We start from the raw sequence: 21,435 nt of genomic DNA on the forward strand, positions 1-21,435 counted from the left end.
GAGACGGGACGCCGCCGAAAGCTTGAAATTTGGCACGCAACCCCGACATTTTATAATCCCGCGGCTATTCCCAACATCCATCGTGATGGCGAGGCGCTCTGCGGGACCTATTCGAGTCCGGGGCGTTCTATCAGATCTCCTCTTCAGGATCCTCTAGTGAAATTTTTAATCGATAACATCTTTCTGGTTGCCCTGGCGGCAGTGTCCGGTCTCATGCTGCTGTTGCCGACGCTGCGCAACGGCAAGCGCGGCGGGGCCGTGACACCCGCCGAAGCAACCCAGATGGTCAACCAGCGCCAGGCCGTGTTCGTCGATGTCCGTCCGCCCGCCGAGTTCGCCGAAGGCCGCATTGCCCAGTCGCGCAACGTACCCGACGCCGAAATCGAACAGAAAGCCGCTGCTCTTCCCAAGAACAAACCCCTGGTCCTAGTCTGCATGAACGGAAAGGCGTCTGCAAAGACAGTTGAAAAATTCCGTAAGCAGGGCTTTGCCGAAGTCACCAGTCTGGCTGGCGGCATTGCAGGATGGGTCCAGGCAGGGTTGCCAATCGCCAAAGGATAACGCCATGCAAAACGTTGTGATGTACGCCACGGGCTATTGCCCCTACTGTCACCGCGCCGAAATGCTGCTGCAGCAGCGCGGCGTGGAGCACATCGAAAAGATCCGCATCGACGTGGACCGGACCAAGCGCGACGAGATGATCGAACGCACGGGCCGCCGCACGGTACCGCAGATCTACATTGGCGACACACACGTTGGCGGCAGCGACGACCTGGCGGCGCTCGACCGTGCCGGCAAGTTGCTTCCGCTGCTGAACGGCGAAGCATGACGTTTTTGTCCCGGCACCGCTGATCAGCCCGCCCGGCCCGGTGTATCGTGCCGGGCTGAATTGTTTTTTCGTTCCGGCCGCCCGCGGCCGGATTCTGCCCTCCGGCTCCCGTTTTTCGCGAATCCCGTCCATGTCCGACATCCAAGACCAAGAAGCTCCCGCCCCTGTTTTCAACATCCAGCGCGTCTACCTGAAAGACCTGTCGCTCGAATTGCCGAATTCACCGCAGATCTTCCTTGAACAGGAACAGCCCGCGGTCGAAGTGTCGATCGACGTCGGCGCCGCGGCGTTGGCCGAAACGGTGTTTGAAGTGACCGTGACCGCGACTGTCACCACCAAGATCAACGACAAGGTGCTGTATCTGGTCGAAGGCAAGCAGGCCGGCATTTTCGAATTGGCCAACCTGCCGGCCGAGCAGCTGGACCCGGTGCTGGGCATTGTGTGCCCGGGCATCGTCTATCCGTACCTGCGTTCCAACATCGCCGACGCGATCGGCCGCGCTTCGATGGCCCCGTTGCACCTGGCCGAAGTCAATTTCCAGTCGATCTACGAGCAGCGCATTGCCGCCGCGATGGAACAGCAGGCTGCCGCCGAGGCCGCCGGCAACGACAGCGGCATCATCCTTCCGGGTGGCGCTGGCGACATCAAGCACTGATCGCCTGACCGGAGCGGTGCTCATGACTGGTACGCACCGTCCGCTGCGGGTGGCCGTGCTGGGCGCGGGAAGCTGGGGCACGGCCCTGGCCGCCGCCAGCGCCCGCAACCAGCCCACCCTGCTGTGGGCGCGTGATCCGGCCATGGCGGCAGGCCTGGCGGCCACGCATGAAAACAGCCGCTATCTGGCGGGGGTGCCCCTGCCCGACGCGCTGGCCTTCACCAGCGATCTCGACGCCGTTTTCGACCACCTCCACCTTCCCGATACCGATGCCCTGATCATTCTGGGCGTGCCGGTGGTGGGCATGGCGGGCGCCTGCCGCATGCTGGCCGATGCGCTGGCGCGTCGGCCGCTGGCCGCGCTATCGGTCGTCTGGACCTGCAAGGGTTTCGACGCCGATACGGGCCGCCTGCCGCATGCGGTGGCTGCCGAGGTGCTGGGCGGCATGCCGGGGGTGTCGACCGGGGTGCTGTCGGGCCCGTCGTTCGCGCGCGAGGTGGCCCAGGGGCTGCCGGTGGCGTTGACGGTAGCCAGCAGCAGTGCCTGCCTGCGCGAGCAGGTCACGCACGCCTTGCACGGCGGCGCGATCCGCGTCTATGCCAGCGACGACGTGGTCGGCGTGGAAGTGGGCGGCGCCGTCAAGAACATCATGGCCATTGCGTGCGGGATCGGCGATGGCCTGGGCATGGGCGCCAATGCCCGTGCCGCATTGATTACCCGCGGACTGGCCGAAATGACGCGGCTGGGCGTGGCGCTTGGCGCGCAGGCCGATACGTTTTCGGGGCTGACCGGCCTGGGCGACCTGATCCTGACCGCGACCGGCGACCTGTCGCGCAATCGCCGGGTCGGACTCGAGATCGGCCGTGGCGCGTCGCTCGACGCCATCCTGGCCGACATGACGCAGGTGGCCGAAGGCGCGCGCTGCGCCCCGGCGGTGCTGGCGCTGGGCCGGCGTCATGGCCTGCAGATGCCGATCACGGAAGCCGTCTGCGCCGTGCTGTTCGACCGTGTCCCGCCCGCCCTGGCCGTCACCCGTTTGCTTGCACGCGATCCGCGTGCCGAAGGAGCTGTATAGATGGATGCGATCTGCGTCTATTGCGGATCGAGTCCCGGGACCGATCCGCGTCATGCCGAGGTCGCCCGGGACTTCGGCACGGCGCTGGCCCGCCGTGGCCTGCGCCTGGTGTACGGAGGTGGCAACGTCGGCCTGATGGGCGAAGTGGCCAATGCCACGCTTGCCGCCGGCGGAACCGTGACCGGCATCATTCCCGAACGTCTTTGGGAAAAGGAAGTCGGCCACCGCGGCCTGACCGACCTGTTCGTCGTGCCGACCATGCATGCGCGCAAGGCGCGAATGGTGGAACTGTCGGACGCGTTCGTCGCGTTGCCGGGTGGCTTCGGGACCCTGGACGAACTGTTCGAAGTCCTGACCTGGCAGCAGATCGGCTACCACCAGAAGCCGATCGGCCTGCTGAACGTGAATGGCTATTACGACGGGCTGATCGAATTCGCGCGCCACGCGCATGCGCAGGGCTTCGTGCGCAAGGATCACCTGGACTCGCTGATCGTCGACACCGATATCGAAGCCTTGCTCGATACGCTGATCCACGCCAAGCCTGTGCAAGTGGAAAAATGGTTGAATCGCGATGTGCCGGTCTGAGCACCGGGGCATCGGCAAAAACACAAACTCTGGAGACACCCCATGACATCCCGTACGACGTCGGCGCCGCGCCGCACTCTGATGCTGGCCGCGCTGACGGCCGTCGTGGCCGGCGCCTTTGCCGCGCCCGCCGCCTACGCCCAATCGGATTGGCCAAACCGTCCGATCAAGATGATCGTGCCTTTCCCGGCCGGCTCGTCGCCAGACACACTGGCGCGCATGATTGCGCAGCCGCTGGGCAAGGCGCTGGGCCAGGCCATCGTCGTGGACAACAAGCCGGGCGCGGGCGGCAACATCGGCACGGGCGCGGTCGCGCATGCGCAGCCCGATGGTTACACCATTCTGTACACGATCAATGGCCCGCTCGTGACGGCGCCGGCGCTGTACACCAAGCTGCCGTATGACCCCGTCAAGGATCTGGCTCCGGTCACCCTGGTGGCAACCAGCCCCAATGTGCTGGTCGTGGATCCTGCGCTCAAGGTGGACTCGGTGTCGGCGCTTGAGGCCCTGGTCAAGAAAGAACCGGGCAAGCTCAACTATGGGTCGGTGGGCGCGGGCAGCTCCGCCCATCTGGCCATGGAACTGTTCAAGGGCCGCCAGGGCCTGGACATTCTGCACGTGCCCTATGCAGGCTTTCCGCAGGTGATTACCGCCATGCTCGGCAATCAGGTGCAGGCCGCGTTCATGGTGCCGGCGATCGCCATGCCGCAGGTACGCGACGGCCGCATCAAGGCCCTGGCCGTGACCAGCCTGCAACGCAGCCCGTCGCTGCCCGACCTGCCAACGATGGCGGAACAGGGCGCGCCCGGCTTCGAGTCGATTTCCTGGAATGCGGTCCTGGTGCCCGCCGGCACGCCGCAGCCGCTGGTCGATCGCCTGAACACGGAACTGGTCAAGATCATTCGCAGCGACGAAGCCAAGACGTTGTTCACGGCGCAATACTTCACGCCGGTCGGATCCACGCCTGCTGAACTGAGCGCACTGATCAAGAAGGAAACGCAGGTGCTGGGGGGCGTGATCAAGCGCTTGAACCTGACGCTGGATTGAGCCGGGGCGGCGGCTGCCCGACCTTGCGTAACGGTACGGCGGGCGCCAGCCATACCGGTTCGCGGCGATGGTACTGGCCGTTGCCGCCATGACACCCGCTCCCTTACCGTAGCCGCATCCTTTCCGACAGACACCATCCATGCATTCTCTTCGGGGCCAGTTGGTGTTCTTCTGGGTGCTGCTGTTCGGCGCCTGCCTGGCGCTGGCCGGCATGATGTTCACGCTGTACCAGGACAGTGCCGGCGCGCAGATCGCCGCGGCGCGCAGCGCCACCGAGTCGTCATGCCAGAACATCACGACGCGTTATGCCAAGTCACTGCCCGCATCGTCCGAACAGGCGCCGCGCGTGGATCTGTTGCAGGTCCTGCTGCAACTGGTGCTGATTGAGGCCCCCCAGGTCGAAGGCGGCGTGTGGCAGACCCGCAACGGCCACCTGGCCTATGCGTATCCGACTTATGAAGGCAGCAGCGTCAAACGGGACGTGCCCGAGGCCGAACAGCCGCTGATCACCGAAATGGCCGAGCGGGCCGTGCGCACGCGCCAGACGCAGACCGATGTCGTGCGCGGCAGCCGCGAAGCGCTGATCGTCACCGCGTGCCCGCTGCCAGCCGCCAACGACGATCTGGCGGCGTGGACCATGACGCGCAGTCATGGCGGCGCACTGGCCGCGCAGGACAGCCTGCGCGCGGGGCTGGCCGGATTGCTGGTGCTGGTGGTGGTGTCGGGTCTGTGGCTGGGTGCGATCCTGTTGCGGGGCCTGCGTCATGTGCAGCGGCTTGAAGCACGCCTCGTGCAGGCGCACGCCGATGGCGGTGCGATGCCCGAATTGACCCGCACCGGCGTCAGCGAACTGGACCGTATCGTTGACAGTTTCAACCATTACCGGCTGCGCTTCGACGAAGCGCGCACGACGCTGCGGGCGGCTGCGCAGCAGCGTCATCGGGATCAACGGCTGGCTGCGCTGGGCCGCATGACCGCGGGCATCGCGCACGAGATCCGCAACCCCATCGCAACCATGCGGCTCAAGGCCGAGAACGCCTTGCACGCCGCGCCGGACCGGCAGGGGCAAGCCCTGCAGGCCATTGTCGGGCAGATCGACCGGCTGGACGGGCTGGTGCATAGCCTGCTGGCGCTGGTGCAGCCGATCACGCTCGCAACCGACGTGGTCGCCCTGGACGCGTGGCTGGCGGATCGGCTTGCCACGGTGTCGGCGCGGGCCGCAACGTCGGGGGTGCAACTGATCCTGATGCCAGGCGCGCCCGCCACCGCAGTGTTCGATCCGATGCACATGGCGCGCGCCATCGACAATCTGCTCGACAACGCGGTTCGGCACACGCCGTCGGGCGGGACCGTGCGGCTGTCGGCGTTCAGGCAGACTCAGCCAGGGTCCCAGCCTTCCAGGCCATCGTCTCTGACGCTGTCATCCGCCGAGTCGTCGGATACGGCGTCCGGGCTGCCGGCGCATTCATCCGGCAAGCCCGGGGATGCCGGCACGCTGGTGATTCGTGTCGACGACACCGGGCCCGGCATTCCGGAATCCCTGCAGGTTTCCCTGTTCGAACCCTTCGCCACCGGCCGCGCCGACGGCACCGGGCTCGGTCTGGCCCTGACCCGCGAAGTGGCGTTGGCACATGGAGGCGACGTGCATTACGTATTCCTGGATCCAGGTGCGCGATTTGACGTGGAGCTGCCATGGCGCGCGTCCTGATCGTCGATGATGACGATGCCTTTCGCGAGACCCTGGCCGAAACCCTGGAAGGGCTGGGGCATGCGGTCATGCTGGCGGCAAGCGGCCCGGATGCGCTGCACCTGCTTACGCGCGAGCAGGCCGATGCGGTATTCCTTGATCATCGGATGCCTGGCATGGACGGCCTGCAGACATTGGCGGCCATGCAGGCGCGGATGCGGGCTTTGACTCCTGTCATCGTGCTGACGGCATTTTCGAGCGCGGGCAACACGATCGACGCGATGCGCCTGGGCGCCTTCGATCACCTGACCAAACCCATCAGCCGGGATGCCGTGCGCGACGTGCTGCACCGCGCGTTGCAGGTTCGCACCGCGGCTTCGGGGGAGGGGCACCCCGGCGATGGCGCCCCGGACGATGACGATACCGGCGATCTGATCGGCATCAGCCCTGCCATGCGCGAGGTGCACAAGCGCATCGGACTGGCAGCCGGCAGCACGCAGCCCGTGCTGCTTCATGGCGAAACCGGCACCGGAAAGGAAATGGCCGCGCGCGCCTTGCATCGGCATTCGAGCCGGGCAGGGCGCCCGTTCGTTGCGCTCAACTGCGCGGCCATCCCCAAAGACCTGCTCGAAAGCGAACTGTTCGGCCATGTGCGTGGCGCGTTCACGGGTGCGACCGGTGATCGGCCAGGATGTTTTCGCGCAGCCGACGGCGGCGTGCTGTTGCTCGATGAGATCGGCGACATGCGGCTCGACGTGCAGGCCAAGATGCTGCGGGCCTTGCAGGAAGGCGAGATCACGCCGCTTGGCAGCCACCGGCCCGTCAAGGTCGACGTGCGGGTGATCGCAGCAACGCATCACGACCTGGCTGCGGCGGTGCGCGAAGGCCGCTTCCGCGAAGACTTGCTGTACCGGCTCGACGTGCTGACCGTGCGCCTGCCCCCGCTGCGCGAACGCCTGGCCGACATCCTGCCGTTGGCCGAACACTTCCTACGGCTGGCGGCCCGCGCGGAAGGCATGCCGGCCAAGGCGCTGACGGCGGACGCCGCCCAGCAGTTGCTTCGCCATGCATGGCCCGGCAACGTACGGGAATTGCGCAACGTCATGGCGCGCAGCCATGCCTTGTCGCGCCATGCGGTCATCGGTGTCGCTGATCTGGAACTGGGCACGCGTCGCGCCATGGGTGCCGATGCGCTGCCGGCCAGCTGGCTGGACGCCGAATTGCCGGACGTGGTCGAGAAGGTGGAACGGCTGATGATCGTGCATGCACTGGCGCAGGCCAATGGCAATCGCGCCGAGGCCGCGCGCCGGCTCGGCATCCACCGTCAACTGCTGTATCGGAAGCTGACGGCCTATGGGCTGGAATGAACGCCGGACGGACACCTGTCCGCTCATAGGACGCCAGCTGTCCGGAAAACATCCACATGGCGAGGCCGTATCACAGCTAAGTGCTTGATTCACAAGGAATCGCAAGCTGGCACGATCCGTGTATAGGAAGAGCACCTTACCCACGGAGCCGCCATGTCGCCACGCCTGCCCTTACTCATCGCCGCCTGCCTGCTGACGGCGCATACCGTCCAGGCCCAGGTGGTCCAGGCCCAGGTCGTCCAGGCCCAGGTCGCGCCAGCGCCAAGAGATATGGCGCCGGTTCCGCCCTCGGCCGCATCCACCCGACCCGCGCCGCCCCCGCCGCCTCGCGCGCGGCGCCCGGCTGACGAGGCCACCCAAGTGACGTCCGGCCGCATCCAGCACTGGCTCGTCAATCCCAATGGCGACGCCGACGGCATCGTGCTGGCTGATGGCACTCAGGTCGCGTTTCCCCCGCATCTTGCGGACGACGTGACCGGGCTGGCCAAGGTGGGCGACACCATCCAGGTGACCGGATGGCGCGCGCCAGGCGTGCCGGTAATGCGTGCGCAGTCGCTGTCCGCCAATGGCCGGACGGTGACCGATCGGCCTCCCGAAGGCGTTCCGCGGCCGCCGCGTGAACCGGGTGCGCTGGCCGCGCTGTCGGCCAGCGGCAAGATCGAGCGGCTGTTGTACAACGACCGGGGCGATGCCCATGGCGTGGTGCTGTCCGACCACACCATCGTGCGATTTCCGCCGCACATCGGCGCAAGCCTGGCCGGTCAGTTGACGGTGGGTAGCGGGTTGTATGCCGTCGGCTGGGGCACGCGCGGCAAGCACGGCGCCGCCCTGGAAGCCACGCAGCTTGGCGCAAGCGCCGACAGCCTGCGCGATGTGTTCGGCCCGCCGCCAGCCATGCGCGGTACCCCGCCGCCAGCCGTGAGCGGCACCCCGCCGCAAGCCGTGAGCGTCACCCCGCCGCAAGCCGTGAGCGGCACCCTGCCGCCAGCGGTGCGCGGCACCCCGCCGCAAGCCGTGCGCGGCACCCGGCCGCAAGCCGTGAGCGGCTCCCTGCATCCAGCCGTGCGCGGCACCCGCCGCGACCGCTTAACGGGGATGTGGCAGGCGCAGGCGTTCGACCACCTCTAGGCACCCCGGCCGCCGATGCGCCGCCACCTCCCGCCGCGCCATGACTGCCGCCATTCCCGCACGCCGCAGCCTGCGCGCCCTGGACCTGCTGGCCTTTTTCGCGCCCGACATCCAGGGCGGCGTCGGGCCGTTCCTGGTCGTCTTCATGGCCGGCACGCTGGCCTGGGATCCGCAGCGCATCGGCACCGTCATGTTCGTGTCGGCCCTGGTCGCGCTGATCGTGCAGGCACCGGCCGGCGCGCTGATCGACCGGGTGCCGAACAAGCCGCGCTGGGTGGCCGCCGCCATTGCGCTGATCGCGGCCTGCCTGGTGGTAATGGCCAATTGGCCCGGCTATGCCGTGATCCTGGTTGGGCAATCCATCATCGCCGCCGCCGGCACCCTGGTCGCGCCGGCGATCGCCTCCACCAGCCTCGGCATGGTCGGCCGGCAAGGCATGGACGCGCGCATCGGACGCAACGCGGCGATCACTGCCGCGGGCACCCTGGTGTGGGCGTTCGGTACCGGCCTGGTCGGCAAGTATTACGGACCGCACGCGATGTTCTTCTACGCCGTGGCCATGGCCGTGCCCACCATTGCCGCCGCGATCATGATCCGGCGCCAGGACATCGACGTGCGCCTGGCGCGTGGCGCGGACGTCGCTACGCCAGCGGCATCCATAGCAACCGCTGCTCCCACCGCGGCCCCCACCGCTGCTCCCACCGCAGCCCCCGCCGCTGCTCCCACCGCAGCCCCCATCGCTACCCCCATCGCTGCCCCCACCGCAGCCCTCATCGCTGCTCCCACCGCTGCTTCCACCGCAGCCCCCATCGCTACCCCCACCGCTACCCCCACCGATACCCTGACCCCCACCCCCGCCGGCCCCCGCTGGTTCGGCCGCCGCCTGGTCACCTTGCTCGCCAGCGCGTTCCTGTTCCACCTGGCCAACGCCGCCATGCTGACGCTGGTCGCGCAAAAGTCGGCACGCAAGCTGGCACGTCGGCCACGGTGTGGTTGTCCGGTGGCGTAATCATCACGCAATTGGTCACCATCCCGATCGGACTGGCCGTGGGCCGGTACGCGCCGCGCCTGCCGCGCAAGCCGATCTTTCTGGTGGGCTTTGCGGTGCTGCCGATCCGCGGCCTGCTGTATCTGCTGGCCGACAGCCCTGCCGCCTTGCTTTCCTTGCAGGTGTTGGACGGCATTGGCGCGGGTGTGTTCGGGGTGATGCTGACCTTGATGATCGGCGACCTCACGCGGGGCAGCGGGCACTTCAGTTTTGCGTTGGGCATTGGCGCGGCGTGTGTGGGACTGGGCGCTGCCCTGAGCAATCTGTTGGCCGGCACCATCGCGCATGTGTCCGGATACTCCACGGCGTTCCTGGTACTGGCCGCCGTTGCCGCCGCCGCCCTGATCCTGTTCGCAGTTGCCATGCCGGAAACCCGCCATCCCAATCCGTCTCGGGAAGACGTTCCCCCTGGGGCCCGCCCGGCGGTTGCGACACTCCCGGCAGCCGCTTTGCCCCTGACACCCGCCGTCCCTCCGGCAGCCACCCTGCCATGAGAGCCGACACCGCCGCGCCGCTGCACGAGTGCGCCGCCGAATGCTTGCGCAGCGGCACTTCCATTACTGCATGACAAGGACATTCTTATGCCAAAACCTACCCATGACACCGTTGACATCTGGTCCGTCGAAGGACGGTTCAGCCACCTGATCTACAGCCCGAAAGGTGGGATCGAAGGCGTGCTGATCGACACCGATGGCATTTCCACCCAGTTCGTATTCGATCGCCATGACGACGGCGCCGCTTCGCGCTTTACCGGCGTGAAGGCAGGCCAGACCGTGGTGATCGAAGGCATCGAAGAAGGGCCGTCCCCCAAGGGGGAGGCGGTGCACACCGTGTATCGCTTCGAGCGGCTGGTCACGGTGGACGGCAAGCCGGTCCCGGCGGTGGCGTTCGAAGGACCGGTCGAAGGCAAGATCGTGCGTCTGAACTATGCACGCCACGGCGAACCCAATGGCGTGGTGCTGGACACCGGCGATTTCGTTCACACCAAGCCGCACGGCTTTGCGCGGCTGGGCCTGGCGGTCGGTGACACCATCCGCGTCGAAGGCCGCGCGGTGCCGCTGTCGGTCGGCAAAGGACGTGTGATCGAAGCCGTGCTGGTCAACGGCAAGCCAGTGGACGGCGCCGAGGAAGAATAAGCCGGTCAAGCCGGCGGGGGCGCCTGGTCCGGGGAATGCGATGCCGGCACGCGGCCTGGGCCGCGGCCGATGTCATGGGCGCGTGCCCTAGCGGCGCAGCGCTTACACCCCGCCCGGATACCCCTGCTGCCGCCACGCTTCGAACACCACCACGGCAACCGAGTTCGACAGATTCAGGCTGCGCTGCCCGGGCTGCATGGGCAACCGCAGCCGCTGGTTTTCCGCGAAGGTATCGCGCACCTCGGGCTTCAAACCGGCCGTCTCGCTTCCGAACACCAGCACATCGCCCGGTTCGAACGCCACGCCCGCAAACGAACGCGATCCCTTGGTCGTAAAGGCGAACCGCCGCTCGGGCCAGGCGCCGGTTGCGGCCATGGCGTCGGCAAAGGTGTCGTGCACCTTGACCGCGGCCCACTCGTGATAGTCCAGGCCGGCGCGTCGCAATCTGGCGTCGTCAAGTTCGAAGCCCAGTGGCCTCACCAGGTGCAACTGCACCCCGGTGTTGGCTGCCAGGCGGATGGCGTTGCCCGTATTGGGCGGAATCTCTGGCGAGACGAGTACGACGTGGAACACGATCAGTCCTGGGGTCGGGGTTTGACGGGAGGCGCGAGATCCTGGTCCCACCCGCCGCCAATGGCGGCGATCAGCGCCACGCTGGCGGTCAGGCGGTTGCCGAGCAGCGTCAGGTTCGTGCGCTCATTGTTCAGCGCCGTCGTCTGGACGGTGACCAGGCTGAGGAAGTCGATAATGCCGGCTTCGAACTGGTTGGTTGTCAATCGCAACGATTCGCGCGCGGCATCCAGGGCGCGCTGCTGCACCACCTGTTCGTCGGCCAGCACCCGCAATTGAACCAGATTATCTTCGACTTCACCCAAGGCGGTCAGCACGGTCTGCCGGTATGCCGCCACCTGCGCATCATAGGCGGCTTCGTTCTGGGACACCTGCGCGCGGCGCAGGCCTCCGTCGAACAAAGGCGCGGCCAGGGCCGGTCCCAGCGACCAGAACCGCGCAGGCGCCGTCAGCCAATCCGCAAAGGTGGAGTTGCGATAGCCGCCGCTGGCCGACAGAGTCAGGGTCGGGAAGTACGCCGCCTTGGCGACGCCGATGCGGGCGTTGGCGGCCTGCACGTTGCGTTCGGCGGCCGCAATGTCCGGACGCCGCTCGAGCAGTTCCGAGGGCAGGCCGACCGGCACATCGGGCAGCGCGGTGTTCAATGGCGCCGGCGCGATCGCGAAGTTCGACGGCGGCTGGCCGGTCAGGATCGCGATGGCGTGTTCCAGCTGCGCGCGTTGCCAGTCCAGATCGATGGCCTGCGCCCGCGCGCCTTCCAGTTGCGCCCGCGCCTGGACGATGTCGGCCCGCGCGCTGACGCCGACGTCATACCGGTTTTCGTTCAGCCGCAGCGACCGCTCGTACACCTTGATCGTGGCTTCGAGCAGGCGCTTCTGTTCGTCCATCACCCGCAGCTGAAAGTAGTTGCGGGCCAGGGTGGATTGGGCGCTCAGGCGGGCGGCGGCCAGATTGGCGGCGCTGGCCTGGACGCTGGCCGAATCGGCTTCGACGCCCCGGCGGATGCGGCCCCACAGATCGACTTCCCAACTCGCGCTCAGGCTGGTGCTGAACTGGTTGCGGATACTGGAACTGCTGCTGGGTGTGCTGATGATCGTGGTGCCGGTTCCCGTTCCGGTGCCGGTGCCGACACCGGTACCGACGCCGGTGCCGGTCGTGGTGGTCGTCGTGCCGCTGCTGACGCCGTTGCCGCTGCGCGTGGCTGACACGTTGCCGCTCAGCGTCGGCAATTCGGCGGCACGCGTACCGCGCAGCACCGCGATAGCCTGCCGATACTGCGCTTCGGATTGCGCCAGTGTCTGGTTGGCGGCCTCGACCTGCGGCATCAACCGGTTCAGAACCGGGTCGTTGTAGATCTCCCACCAGGCGCCGCGCGTGATGTCGTCGCTGGGTTGGGCGGCTTTCCAGCCTTCGGTTTCCTTGAATTCGATGCCGGTTGGCGCGGTGGGCCGATGGTAGTCCGGTCCAACGGCGCATCCGGCAAGCAGGGCGGCCAGGGTCAGTCCGGCCAGCAGATTCAGGGTGGCGGGGCGCGATGGCCGGAGCACGCGGGCGTTCACGATGGAACGCGGCGCCACGGTCAAGGGCTGCTTCATAGATTGCCTCCAGGGAGCGGCAGGGCAGGCGCGGGCGTGCCCCAGCGCCGGTGCGCCCAATGGCGCATGCGGTCAAGGTAGAGATAGACCACGGGCGTGGTGTACAGGGTCAGCAACTGGCTCAGGAACAGGCCGCCCACGATCGTGATGCCCAGCGGCTGGCGCAGTTCGGCGCCGGCGCCAGTGCTCAGCACCAGCGGCAGGGCGCCCAGCATGGCGGCCATCGTCGTCATCAGGATGGGCCGGAAACGCATCAGACACGCCTGATAGATGGCTTCGCGCGGTGACAGCCCCAGCCGCCGTTCGGCATCCAGCGCGAAATCCACCATCATGATGGCGTTTTTCTTCACGATCCCGATCAGCAGGAATACCCCGATCAACGCGATCAGCGTGAATTCCTTGCCGAGCACCATCAGGGCCAGCAGCGCGCCAATGCCCGCCGACGGCAAGGTCGACAGGATGGTCAGCGGATGGATATAGCTTTCGTACAAAATGCCCAGGACCAGATACATCGTGACCAGCGCCGCCAGGATCAGCCAGGGCTGCGCACTCAGCGTCGACTGCAGCGCCTTTGCGCTGCCGGCAAAGCCCGCCTGGATTTCGGTGGTGGGCAGGCTGATGCGCGCAATGGCTTGCTCGATGGCGGCAGTGGCCTGGCCCAGCGACACGCCCGGCGCCAGGTTGAACGAGATGGTGTCCGCCACGAACTGGCTGTCGTGCTGCACGCTCAGCGGCGCGTTGGTCGTCTGCCATTTTGCAAAGGCCGACAGCGGCACGCGCGTGCCCGCGGCCGTGATCACGAACACCTTGCTGAGCGCATCGGCGTTCTGCGCGTAGCGCTGGTCCACTTCCATGACCACCCGGTATTGATTGAGGGTGTTGTAGATCACCGAAACCTGCCGCTGCGTGAACGAGTTGTTCAACACCGCCGCAATGGTCGACATGTCCACCCCCAGCCGCGTGGCCGTCTCACGATCGATCTGCAAGGAGATCTGCTGGCCCTTGTCTTCGATGTCGGTATCCACATCGGCCAGCTCGGGCATTTTCAACAATGCCTGCTGCACCTTGGGCATCCACTCGCGCAGCGCCGACAGTTCCGATGCCATCAACGTGTACTGGTAGGACGATCGTGACGATCGCCCGCCGATCCGGATGTCCTGGTTCGGCACCATGAACATCTGCGCCCCGGCAATGTTCGACAGCCGCATGCGCAGCCGTGCGATCACCTGGTCGACATTTTCCTTGCGCTGCGTGATGGGCTTCAGCTGGATCATCATGAAACTGGAGTTGCTGCCACCGCGTCCGCCGCTGTAGCCCACCATGCTTTCCACCGCCGGGTCCGACAGCACGACCTTGCGGAAATATTCCAGCTTCGGGCCCATGGCCTGGAACGACGTGCCCTGGTCGGCGCGCACGAAACCCATCAATTGCCCGGTGTCCTGCTGCGGAAAGAAGCCCTTGGGCACTTTCACGTACAGGTACACGTTCAGCCCCACGGTCAGGGCCAGCACGACTACGGTCAGCAAGGAGTGCTTCAAGGCCCAGGCAAGGCTGCGATCGTAGCCGCGCAGCAAGGCATCGAAGAAGCGGCCCAAGGCCCGCGACACGCGGCCCGTTTGACGGGTTTGCGCGGGCGTTTTCAGCAGCCGCGCGCACATCATGGGCGTCAGGGTGAGCGACACCACCAGCGACACCAGAATCGCGGCCGACAGCGTGACCGCGAATTCACGGAACAGCCGGCCGACGATGTCGCCCATCAACAGAATGGGGATGAACACGGCGATCAATGACAGGCTCATGGACAGCACGGTGAATCCGACCTCGCGTGCGCCTTTGAGCGCGGCCCGCAGCGGGGACATGCCTTCCTCGATATGCCGGGAGATGTTTTCCAGCACCACGATGGCGTCGTCCACCACGAAACCGGTCGCCACGATCAGCGCCATCAGCGACATGGTGTTGAGCGAATAGCCACACAGCCACATGACGACGAAGGTGCCGATCAGCGACACCGGCACGGCCACGCTCGGGATCAGGGCCGCGCGCCCATTGCGCAGGAACAGCAGCACCACCATGATCACCAGCCCCACGGCAATGATCAGCGTGTGTTCGGCTTCGGCCAGGGATGCCCGGATGCTGGGCGTGCGGTCTTGCGCCACCGTCAGTTCCACGTCGCCCGGCAGCATCGACCGCATTTGCGGCAGGGCATCGCGAATCCGATCCACCGTCTCGATGATGTTTGCATTGGCCTGCCGGCTTACCACCAGCAGGATCGCCCGCTGGTTGTTGTAGAAGCCCATCTGGAACAGGTCTTCGACCGAATCCTCGACCCGCGCGACGTCGCTCAGCCGCACGGCGGCATTGTTGCGATACGCAACGACCAGTTCCTGGTACTGGGCGGCCTTGCGCAACTGCCCGTTGGTCGCGACCTGCCAATGCGTGGTGTCGTTCTCAAGGACGCCTTTCGGACCATTGGCATTGGCGCCGGTGACCGCCTGCCGCACGGTGTCCAGCGGAATGTCGTACTGGTTCAGCAGATTGGGATTGAGTTCGATCCGCACGGCGGGCAAGGAACTGCCGCCCACCTGCACTTCGGCCACGCCTTTGATCTGCGCGATCCGCTGCGCCATGATGGTCGAGCCGACGTCGTACAACTGGCCCTGGTCCAGCGTCTTGCTGGTCATGGCCAGCACCATGACCGGCGCCGACGACGGATTGCGTTTCGTGTAGGTGGGATTGCTGCGCAGGGCCGAAGGCAGCATGCTGCGCGCCGCGTTGATCGCGGCCTGCACGTCGCGCGCCGCACCATCGATGTCGCGGCTCAGGTCGAACTGCAGCGTGATCCGGGTGGATCCCTGCGAACTGCTCGACGTCATTTCGCTGACCCCGGCAATGCTGCCTAGCGCCCGCTCCAGCGGCGTCGCCACACTCGACGCCATGGTTTCGGGGTTGGCGCCCGCCAGACTGGCCGATACCGAGATGGTCGGATAGTCGACCTGCGGCAGGGGCGCCACCGGCAGCATCAGGAACGCAAGCACGCCCGCCAGCACGATGGCCAGCGTCAGCAGCGCGGTCGCCACCGGCCGCATGATGAAGGGCGCCGACAGGTTCATGCCGCCTGGTCTCCGGTCACCGGCATGCCTTCCTTGCGCGCGCGGCGGTCCCGCACCCGCTGTCCCAGGCGATCAAACATCAGGTAGATCACCGGCGTGGTGAACAGTGTCAGCACCTGGCTGACCAGCAGGCCGCCCACCATCACCAGGCCCAGCGGCTGACGCAGCTCCGCGCCGGTGCCGGTACTGAGCATCAGCGGCACCGCGCCGAACAGGGCGGCCAGCGTCGTCATCAGGATGGGACGAAAGCGCAGCAGCGCGGCCTGGTGAATGGCGTCGCGCGGGCTCATGCCCTGCTTGCGTTCCGCGTCCAGCGCGAAGTCGATCATCATGATCGCGTTCTTTTTCACGATGCCGATCAGCAGGATGATCCCGATGATGCCGATCATGTCCAGATCGCTGCCCGCGATCATGAGGGCGAGCAGGGCGCCCACGCCGGCCGACGGCAAGGTCGACAGGATCGTGATCGGGTGGATGTAGCTTTCATACAGCACCCCCAGCACGATATACATGGTCGCAATGGCCGCGATGATCAGGAGCAGGGTGCTGTCCAGCGAGGTCTGGAAGGCCTGCGCCGCACCCTGGAATCGGGTCTGGATCGCCGTCGGCATGCCGATGTCCTGCTCCGCCTTCAGGATCGCTTCCACCGCGCCGCTCAATGACGCGCCCGGGGCCAGGTTGAATGACACCGTGGCCGACGGGAACTGCCCCAGGTGGCTGATCGCCAGCGGCGTATTGCGTTCCGACACCTTCACGATATTGGTCAGCGGCACCTGCTTGCCGTCGGCCGCCGCCACGTGGATCTGCGACAGCGACGACGGATCCTGGCGGAACTGCGGCTGCACTTCCAGCACGACGCGATACTGATTCGACTGCGTGAAGATGGTCGAAATCAGCCGCTGCCCGAGTGCGTCGTACAAGGCCGCGTCGATCGTGGTGGCCGTGATGCCCAGCCGTGACGCGGCATTGCGATCGATCTCGATATAGGTCTGCAGCCCCTGGTCCTGCAAGTCATGGTTCACATCGGCCAGCTGGGGCAGCGTCGCCAGCTGTTCGACCAGCTTGCGGGTCCATACGCCCAGATGCGCCAGGTCGGGGTCCTGCAGGGTGAACTGGTACTGCGTCCGGCTGACGCGATCTTCGATCGTCAGGTCCTGCACCGGCTGCATGTAGAGCTTGATGTCGGGCACGTCATGCAGCGCGTCCTGCAGCCGCTTGATGATGGCGGGCGCGGTGTCCGACCGTTCGCCGCGCGTCTTCAGATTGATCTGGATGCGTCCGCTGTTGAGCGTGGGATTGTTGCCATCGACACCGATGAAGGACGACAGGCTTTCGACATCCGGATCGTCAAGAATGACCTTGGCCGCCGCCTGCTGACGCTGGGCCATGGCCGAGAAGGACACCGATTGCGAGCTCTCGGTAATGGCCTGGATCACGCCCGTATCCTGCAGCGGAAAGAACCCCTTTGGAATGATCACGTACAGCAAGGCAGTCAACAGCAGGGTCGCCAGCGCCACGAGCAGCGTCAGCGGCTGATGCGCCAAGACACGCTGCAGCATCCGGTCGTAGCCCGCGATGATGCGGTCGAACACGGCGCCGCTCTTGCGGTAGAAACGCGTCTGCCGTTCTTCGGGAATGTGCTTGAGGAACTTGGCGCACATCATGGGCGTCAGCGTCAGCGAGATCACCAATGAGATCAGGATGGACACCGCCAGCGTGATCGCGAATTCGCGGAACAGGCGGCCGATCACATCGCCCATGAACAGCAGTGGAATCAGGACGGCAATCAGCGACACGGTCAACGAGATCAGCGTGAAGCCGATCTGCGCGGCGCCCTTGAGCGCGGCATGCAGCGGCGTCTCGCCCTCTTCCAGATAGCGCGCGATGTTCTCGATCATCACGATGGCATCGTCGACCACGAAGCCGGTCGCCACGGTCAGCGCCATCAGCGTCAGGTTGTTCACGCTGAACCCGGCCAGATACATGATCCCGAAAGTGCCGATCAGGGACAGCGGCACGACCACGCTTGGAATCAGCGTGGCAGTCAGGTTCCGCAGGAACACAAAGGTCACCATCACCACCAGCGCGATCGCCAGCAGCAATTCGAACTGCACGTCCCGCACGGATTCCTTGATGGTCTCGGTCCGGTCCGACAGCACCGCCACGTCCAGCGTGCTCGGCAGGCCAGCCTGCACGTCGGGCAGCAGCTTGCGGATGCGGTCCACGACATCGATCACGTTGGCGCCAGGCTGGCGCTGCACATTGATCAGGATCGCCGGCTTGCCATTGGCCCATGCGGCCTGGCGCGTGTTCTCGGCGTCTTCGACCGTTTCGGCCACGTCCGACAGGCGCAGCGGCGCGTTGTTCTGGTACGAGATGATGAGGTTGCGATACTGGTCGATGGTCTTGAGCTGGTCATTCGCGTCCAGCGTGGTCGCGCGGCTCGGGCCATCGAAGTTGCCCTTGGGCTGATTGACGTTGGCGCCCGTGATCGCGGTGCGCACGTTGCTCAGATTCAGACCGTAGGCAGCCAGTGCCTGTGGGTTGGCGCGGATCCGCACCGCGGGCCGCTGGCCCCCGGCAATGCTGACCAGACCGACGCCCGATACCTGCGCGATCTTTTGCGCCATGCGGGTGTCGACCAGGTCGCGCACCTTGTACAGCGGCAGCGTGGGCGACGAAATCGCGAGCGTCAGCACCGGCGTGTCGGCCGGGTTCACCTTGTTGTAGATAGGTGGGGCCGGCAAGTCGCTGGGCAGCAGGTTGGACCCGGCGTTGATCGCGGCCTGCACTTCCTGCTCGGCAATATCCAACGCGAGGTCCAGATTGAACTTGAGCGTGATCACCGACGCGCCGCCCGAACTGATCGACGACATCTGGTTCAGGCCCGGCATCTGCCCGAACTGGCGTTCGAGCGGCGCGGTCACGAGCGACGTCATCACATCCGGACTCGCGCCCGGATATTGCGTCGTCACCTGGATCGTCGGGTAGTCCACCTCGGGCAGGGCCGACACCGGCAGCAGCCGATACGCGATCAGCCCCGCCAGCAACAGCGCGATCATCGCCAGGGTCGTGGCGACGGGGCGCAGGATGAAAAGCCGGGACGGATTCATCAGGGTCTCGGCGTCTGTCCGCGGTTAGGGCGGGGACCGCCTTCACCGCTGCGCTGCAACTGGCTGCCCGCGGCCGCCGGCACCTCGGCCGCGCCGGTCACCACGTCGACCTTGGCGCCCGCGCGCAGCCGGTCCACGCCTTCGACCACGACTTTTTCACCCGGCGCCAGGCCTTCGGTGACCGCGACCCGTTCGCCGTTGGGTTGCCCCAGCTTGATCACCCGCACGTCAATCGTATTGTCGGGCTTGACCACATAGACGAAGGTGCCAGGGGTGCCACGCTGCACGGCGGCGGTCGGGATGACGGTGGCGTCTTTGAGCGTGCGCACGTGCAGGCGCGCATTGACGAACTGGTTCGGAAACAGGGATTCGTCCTTGTTGTCGAACCGCGCCTTCATCTTGACGGTACCCGTGGTCACGTCGATCTGGTTGTCCAGCGTGTCCAGCACGCCGTCGGCGATCTTGACCAGGTCGGCGCGGTCGTACGCTTCGACCGCCAGCCGATTGCCGCCGCGCAACTGCTGCAAGACGCGCGGCAGGTCGGATTCGGCAATGGTGAAAATCACGGAAATGGGCTGCGTCTGGGTGATGATGACCAGGCCATTGGTATCGCTGCTGCGCACCAGGTTGCCCTGGTCCACCTGGCGCAGGCCGACCCGGCCGGCGATCGGCGCCGTGACGCGCGTGTAGTCGAGCTGCAGCCTGGCGTTGTCGACGGCTGCCTGGTTGGTCTTGAGCGTGCCTTCGTACTGGCGGACCAGCGCGGCCTGCGTATCCACCTGCTGGCGGGCAATCGAATCCTGCGAGAATAGGGTCTGGTACCGGTCCAGATCCTTCCGGGCATTCTCCAGCTGGGCCTGATTCTGCTGCAAGGTGCCTTGCGCCTGCGACAAGGCGACCTGGTAGGCGCGTGGATCGATCTGCGCGATCAGATCGCCCGCCTTGACCCGCTGGCCTTCCTTGAACAGGACCTTCATCAGTTCGCCGTCGACCCGGCTGCGCACCGTGACCGTATTGAAGGACGTGACCGTGCCCAGCGACTTGATGAAGACATCCAGGTTTTCGGATCGGGCCGCTTCAGCCTTGACCGGAATCGGAGGTGTCGCGAAGGCGCCCGCGCCGGCCGCCCCCGGCGGGCCGCCGGCACCCGGCGCCCGTGGCCCGCGCGCACCCGAGGCGCGGGACGCGCCGGTGGCGCCAGGGGCTGCTTCCTGGGTCGTCCGCCCATGCCACCACCACCAGCCGACTGCGGCAAGAATGAGCAGAAGCGCCACGAGCCACGGCCAGCGCGCGCGGCGGGGCAGGGGACGGGACGGGGACGCGGGGTCGCCAGAGCGATCGGGCGCGTTAGGAAAATCAGCCATGGTGTTCCAGGAGAGGCCTGTGCGTGACCGTTAAGGTAGACCAGAAGCGGTCGAAAGTCGGCGGGATCATCGGGTTTTGAAATGGTTCGAAATCGTTATTCACGTTGTCTGCGAAAATTCGCCCCTGCCTTGCGAATATCCGGCCGCGCGACCGTTTCGTCATCGGGGGATGCGGCGTGCGCGCCGCCACCAGCGCGGTCACGCTGGCCGCCCCGGCCGCCTTCAGCGCCAACGCGATCTCATGCAGCGTGCTGCCGGTCGTCATGACGTCGTCGACGATCCCCAGATGCGTGCCACGCACGGCGGGTGCGCAAGCATACAGGCCCTGCGCGGCCTCCCGGCGTTCCAGCCGGCCCAGCGTGTGCTGCTGCGCCTGCTGCCGGGTGCGCGCCAGCCAATCGTGGTGCACCGGCAACCCCAGGTCGCGGCCCAGCGCGCGAGCAATCTCGGCGGCGGGATTGAAGCCCCGTGCACGCAAGGCCGCCCGGCTGGCGGGCACCGGCAGCAGCACCGTACCAGGCGGCAGCCCGCGGCCGTCATGGCGGATGGCCTCGGCCAGCAGATTGCCGAGCAGGTCGCCCTCGGCATAATGGCGACCCGCTTTCATACGCAAGATAAGCGCGTCGGCCGGCGGAACGTAATCCAGCGCAATCACGGTCCGGTCGAACGCCGTGTCCCGGCCCGCGCAATCGGGGCAGGGGCTATCGTGTTCGGGCAGGGCCAGCGCGCACCGCTGGCAGCGCCAGGTCATGCCCGTTCCGGGCGCGCTGCGCAGCAAGCCCGTGACCTCGGCATCACACGCCCGGCACAGGGTGCCGCCCTGCGCTGGCGCGCTGCACAGGGGGCAGTCGGTCGGCAGCCGGGCACGCGCGATCGACAATGCGTCGGCGGCACGGGCGCGCCACCGCCCGGCGCCCGGAAAACGGGGCGTCGGCCAGCGCGGCAAGGAAAACCAAGGCGGCGGCTTGGGCATGAAGGGTGCGAGCGTGCAGGCGTGGCGGAGTACAGTGGACGTGGGCCGTGGCGAGCCATGGCATGATGAGCGGGCGGCGCAGTCCACCCGATGCTCTGCCGTAGTGTAAAGACTCCCTTGATACGTGTGCCTACCCGCAATGACAGAAACATC

Annotated in this window: 18 protein-coding genes; 12 read left to right on the forward strand and 6 right to left on the reverse strand. The window is 66.5% G+C overall.

The genetic code is table 11. The features are described from left to right. Positions 1-156 precede the first annotated feature (156 nt). The 12 genes from ACNANG_RS14885 to ACNANG_RS14940 all read left to right on the forward strand — a co-directional run bounded on the left by ACNANG_RS14885 (position 157) and on the right by ACNANG_RS14940 (position 10,557). The gene (locus ACNANG_RS14885; protein WP_420223630.1) at positions 157-561 is read left to right on the forward strand and encodes a rhodanese-like domain-containing protein; all 405 of its coding nucleotides are present in this window, start codon (positions 157-159) and stop codon (positions 559-561) included. Between the two features lie 4 nt (positions 562-565). Next, complete coding sequence (grxC, locus tag ACNANG_RS14890; RefSeq protein WP_420223631.1) at positions 566-829, forward strand: glutaredoxin 3; 264 nt, start codon at positions 566-568, stop codon at positions 827-829. 130 nt (positions 830-959) lie between these two features. Next, positions 960-1,484, forward strand: a complete 525-nt coding sequence (gene secB, locus ACNANG_RS14895; protein ID WP_420223632.1) for a protein-export chaperone SecB — start codon at positions 960-962, stop codon at positions 1,482-1,484. A 22-nt stretch (positions 1,485-1,506) separates the two neighbouring features. After that, the gene (locus ACNANG_RS14900; protein WP_420223633.1) at positions 1,507-2,559 is read left to right on the forward strand and encodes an NAD(P)H-dependent glycerol-3-phosphate dehydrogenase; all 1,053 of its coding nucleotides are present in this window, start codon (positions 1,507-1,509) and stop codon (positions 2,557-2,559) included. Then, positions 2,560-3,144, forward strand: a complete 585-nt coding sequence (locus ACNANG_RS14905) for a TIGR00730 family Rossman fold protein (RefSeq protein ID WP_420223634.1) — start codon at positions 2,560-2,562, stop codon at positions 3,142-3,144. 42 nt (positions 3,145-3,186) lie between these two features. Next, entirely contained in the window at positions 3,187-4,191 is a 1,005-nt protein-coding gene (locus ACNANG_RS14910) for a Bug family tripartite tricarboxylate transporter substrate binding protein (RefSeq protein ID WP_420223635.1), read from the forward strand. A 139-nt stretch (positions 4,192-4,330) separates the two neighbouring features. Further along, positions 4,331-5,899, forward strand: a complete 1,569-nt coding sequence (locus ACNANG_RS14915) for a sensor histidine kinase (RefSeq protein ID WP_420223636.1) — start codon at positions 4,331-4,333, stop codon at positions 5,897-5,899. After that, positions 5,884-7,245 (forward strand): sigma-54-dependent transcriptional regulator, encoded by a 1,362-nt coding sequence (locus ACNANG_RS14920; RefSeq protein ID WP_420223637.1) that lies wholly within the window; start codon positions 5,884-5,886, stop codon positions 7,243-7,245. Before ACNANG_RS14915 ends, ACNANG_RS14920 begins: the two co-directional genes overlap by 16 nt. Positions 7,246-7,398: 153 nt before the next feature. Next, a complete protein-coding gene (locus tag ACNANG_RS14925) occupies positions 7,399-8,373 on the forward strand; it encodes a hypothetical protein (protein ID WP_420223638.1) in 975 nt (324 codons plus the stop codon). A gap of 40 nt (positions 8,374-8,413) precedes the next feature. Further along, the gene (locus ACNANG_RS14930) at positions 8,414-9,382 is read left to right on the forward strand and encodes an MFS transporter (RefSeq protein ID WP_420223639.1); all 969 of its coding nucleotides are present in this window, start codon (positions 8,414-8,416) and stop codon (positions 9,380-9,382) included. After that, positions 9,367-9,915 carry an MFS transporter gene (locus ACNANG_RS14935; protein ID WP_420223640.1) on the forward strand — a complete coding sequence of 183 codons (549 nt, stop codon included), beginning with the start codon at positions 9,367-9,369 and terminating at the stop codon, positions 9,913-9,915. The genes ACNANG_RS14930 and ACNANG_RS14935 overlap by 16 nt, the downstream gene beginning before the upstream one ends. A gap of 87 nt (positions 9,916-10,002) precedes the next feature. Beyond that, the gene (locus tag ACNANG_RS14940; protein WP_420223641.1) at positions 10,003-10,557 is read left to right on the forward strand and encodes a hypothetical protein; all 555 of its coding nucleotides are present in this window, start codon (positions 10,003-10,005) and stop codon (positions 10,555-10,557) included. A 102-nt stretch (positions 10,558-10,659) separates the two neighbouring features. Here the strand turns inward: ACNANG_RS14940 and ACNANG_RS14945 are convergent, their stop codons facing one another. Genes ACNANG_RS14945 through ACNANG_RS14970 form a run of 6 tightly spaced genes read right to left on the reverse strand, consistent with a single transcriptional unit; the run spans position 10,660 to position 20,964 of the window. Beyond that, a complete protein-coding gene (locus ACNANG_RS14945; RefSeq protein WP_420223642.1) occupies positions 10,660-11,130 on the reverse strand; it encodes a tRNA (cytidine(34)-2'-O)-methyltransferase in 471 nt (156 codons plus the stop codon). A 2-nt stretch (positions 11,131-11,132) separates the two neighbouring features. Beyond that, a complete protein-coding gene (locus ACNANG_RS14950) occupies positions 11,133-12,722 on the reverse strand; it encodes an efflux transporter outer membrane subunit (protein ID WP_420223643.1) in 1,590 nt (529 codons plus the stop codon). Continuing rightward, the gene (locus tag ACNANG_RS14955; protein WP_420223644.1) at positions 12,719-15,832 is read right to left on the reverse strand and encodes a multidrug efflux RND transporter permease subunit; all 3,114 of its coding nucleotides are present in this window, start codon (positions 15,830-15,832) and stop codon (positions 12,719-12,721) included. The genes ACNANG_RS14950 and ACNANG_RS14955 overlap by 4 nt, the downstream gene beginning before the upstream one ends. Beyond that, the gene (locus ACNANG_RS14960) at positions 15,829-18,945 is read right to left on the reverse strand and encodes an MdtB/MuxB family multidrug efflux RND transporter permease subunit (protein ID WP_420223645.1); all 3,117 of its coding nucleotides are present in this window, start codon (positions 18,943-18,945) and stop codon (positions 15,829-15,831) included. The genes ACNANG_RS14955 and ACNANG_RS14960 overlap by 4 nt, the downstream gene beginning before the upstream one ends. Next, entirely contained in the window at positions 18,945-20,309 is a 1,365-nt protein-coding gene (locus ACNANG_RS14965) for an MdtA/MuxA family multidrug efflux RND transporter periplasmic adaptor subunit (RefSeq protein ID WP_420223646.1), read from the reverse strand. The genes ACNANG_RS14960 and ACNANG_RS14965 overlap by 1 nt, the downstream gene beginning before the upstream one ends. Further along, a complete protein-coding gene (locus ACNANG_RS14970) occupies positions 20,302-20,964 on the reverse strand; it encodes a ComF family protein (protein WP_420223647.1) in 663 nt (220 codons plus the stop codon). Before ACNANG_RS14970 ends, ACNANG_RS14965 begins: the two co-directional genes overlap by 8 nt. Positions 20,965-21,435: the final 471 nt, after the last annotated feature.

The organism is Pigmentiphaga litoralis, from assembly GCF_048632615.1.
GTDB lineage: Bacteria > Pseudomonadota > Gammaproteobacteria > Burkholderiales > Burkholderiaceae_B > Pigmentiphaga > Pigmentiphaga litoralis_B.